This is a genomic window from Clostridium sp., assembly GCF_051656525.1.
Classification (GTDB): Bacteria; Bacillota; Clostridia; order Clostridiales; family Clostridiaceae; genus Clostridium.
Map to the genome: position 1 here is coordinate 1 of NZ_JBOGCC010000337.1, position 1,853 is coordinate 1,853.

General features: G+C 32.1%; 4 protein-coding genes. All 4 read right to left on the reverse strand.

The genetic code is table 11. The features are described 5' to 3' along the window. Positions 1 to 405 precede the first annotated feature (405 nt). On the reverse strand, positions 406 to 612 hold the full coding sequence (locus ACRDDY_RS16770; RefSeq protein ID WP_438566082.1) for a hypothetical protein: 207 nt from the start codon (positions 610 to 612) through the stop codon (positions 406 to 408). 99 nt (positions 613 to 711) lie between these two features. Further along, complete coding sequence (locus ACRDDY_RS16775; protein ID WP_438566083.1) at positions 712 to 903, reverse strand: hypothetical protein; 192 nt, start codon at positions 901 to 903, stop codon at positions 712 to 714. A 123-nt stretch (positions 904 to 1,026) separates the two neighbouring features. Beyond that, positions 1,027 to 1,251 (reverse strand): hypothetical protein, encoded by a 225-nt coding sequence (locus ACRDDY_RS16780; protein WP_438566084.1) that lies wholly within the window; start codon positions 1,249 to 1,251, stop codon positions 1,027 to 1,029. Beyond that, positions 1,241 to 1,429: a hypothetical protein gene (locus tag ACRDDY_RS16785; RefSeq protein ID WP_438566085.1), complete on the reverse strand. Its 189-nt coding sequence runs from the start codon at positions 1,427 to 1,429 to the stop codon at positions 1,241 to 1,243. The genes ACRDDY_RS16780 and ACRDDY_RS16785 overlap by 11 nt, the downstream gene beginning before the upstream one ends. Between the last annotated feature and the right edge of the window lie 424 nt (positions 1,430 to 1,853).

A 1,853-nucleotide genomic window follows, 5' to 3' on the forward strand; every position in this document is an offset into this window, starting at 1 on the left:
CTCTAATATGTCATAGTGCTCCGCCCCTATCGCCAATACTTCTGTATTAAGGTTTATTATCATTGCTCGTTGAATCATTACTATAACCTCCTTGAAATCCTTTTACTATATCTTATGCAAAGGACCTCAAAACGTTACAATAACTTTTCAAGTAGACCCAAGCCATAGATACCTGCTATTAAACTACCTATAATAAAACTATAACCTATTAAATTACATACTATTTTATCTTTCGTGCTCATATTGATATTCCTCCTATTTTAGATTCTCATAGAGAATTCTTAGTAAAATTGTGACAACTGTCCATAGAATTAGTTGCGTTAACATTGCTTCACCTTCTTAATTGATGTTTAATTCTATTTTAGTATACCACTAATAGTGTACAAAGTCAAGAAAAAATGGGGATTATCGCCCCATTAATTTCCTGTTGAAGTCTTCTGTTCTGATATAGTCCATCATCGCTCCTTTGACTATGTTTGCTAAATCCTTTTTACTGCACGTTGTCTTGATGTGTTTTGCATTGTAGAATAGTCCATATACCTCCACCATCTGCTTTTTAGTCATTGCCTCCAAGTCCTGTTTGGTGAGTTGTAAAGCTTCTTGTTTTGTCATTTGTTGACCCTCCTTTATTTTTTTCTATACTCTATTATATGCTCGATACCCATCAAAGATGACACTTTTATTCAATAAAATAAAAAAAAGAAGGAGGTTTTAATCCTCCTCCTTGTCGTCTGTCACCTTCTCAGAAGCTTTTCTTAACATCTCTCTTGACTGTCTAGCGTACTCTTCGCATATCTCATCAAAACGTGCTATAAGCTCTTGTGGTATTGTTTGACCATTTACCTCCATCTTTGACATCTTGCTAATTACTTGGGCTCTTGTCATCGTAGGATAGTTTGCCATAATTAACACCCCTTATTAAATTGTTCTATACTATAGTATATGTTAGACGGCTTGACTTGATGACTATTAATTTAATTTTTTGTTAAAAAATTTTACAATAAAAAAGAGTAACCGCTTGGGCTACTATACAACCTGTATATCTAATTTTTTAATACATTCACTGCCAAAAATCATATTAGTTGTAAATTGGTCATCCAGCCGATCCATAAAGCAGATACCTTTTTTCAATTCCCTTCCACACTCTGAACAGTTGTATCCACTGTATGCATCATCTCCAACGGCTACACAATATAATAAATCACCATCTACTAGATATTGCTTCCCTATTTTTAAACCTCTACTTGTCATTGTCTGCACCTCCTGAAATTACTTTATATCCTTTTTTAATTAACCAAGTTTCGAATTGATGTGGCGTGTATTGGTCATCTAACCAGATATCTGTTAACTTCTCCTCAGTGTATTGCTTCCCATTCTTAATAAAAATTCTATCTTCCATTACATTTAGCTCCTTTTTGATTTGTGACATACCAATGTCTCCTTTATTTATCTTTATATCTTATTATACCATTTCCAAATAACAATTGCAAGAAAAATATTGCACAAAGAATAGGGATTTTTTTTGTGCAATATTACTTAATAATAATTATTAGATGCATATAAGAATGTATGGTAGAAGATAATGATTAGTAAATAATAATCATGAGTGTATGATTGTATTAAAGCTTATTTGAAACACTGCGTTTATTCAAAAAGCTAAAATTAAAGAGTTTTCCACTACGTTTCAAACGTCTTTAATTTTGTATGATTTGTTGTTGAATGGGGAATAATATATAGTATAGATGTAGTTCTCTATTGTGAGAATTGCATTTGAATAATATGGATGCACCTCTCCCCATTATAATATTACTAATTGGGAATCATGCATCCATATTAAAATCGAATAAAAGGGA

Coding starts and splice junctions, on each gene's coding strand:
- ACRDDY_RS16770 (WP_438566082.1), bottom strand. CDS start 612: ATGACAAAACAAGAAGCTTTACAACTCACCAAACAGGACTTGGAGGCA.
- ACRDDY_RS16775 (WP_438566083.1), bottom strand. CDS start 903: ATGGCAAACTATCCTACGATGACAAGAGCCCAAGTAATTAGCAAGATG.
- ACRDDY_RS16780 (WP_438566084.1), bottom strand. CDS start 1,251: ATGACAAGTAGAGGTTTAAAAATAGGGAAGCAATATCTAGTAGATGGT.
- ACRDDY_RS16785 (WP_438566085.1), bottom strand. CDS start 1,429: ATGTCACAAATCAAAAAGGAGCTAAATGTAATGGAAGATAGAATTTTT.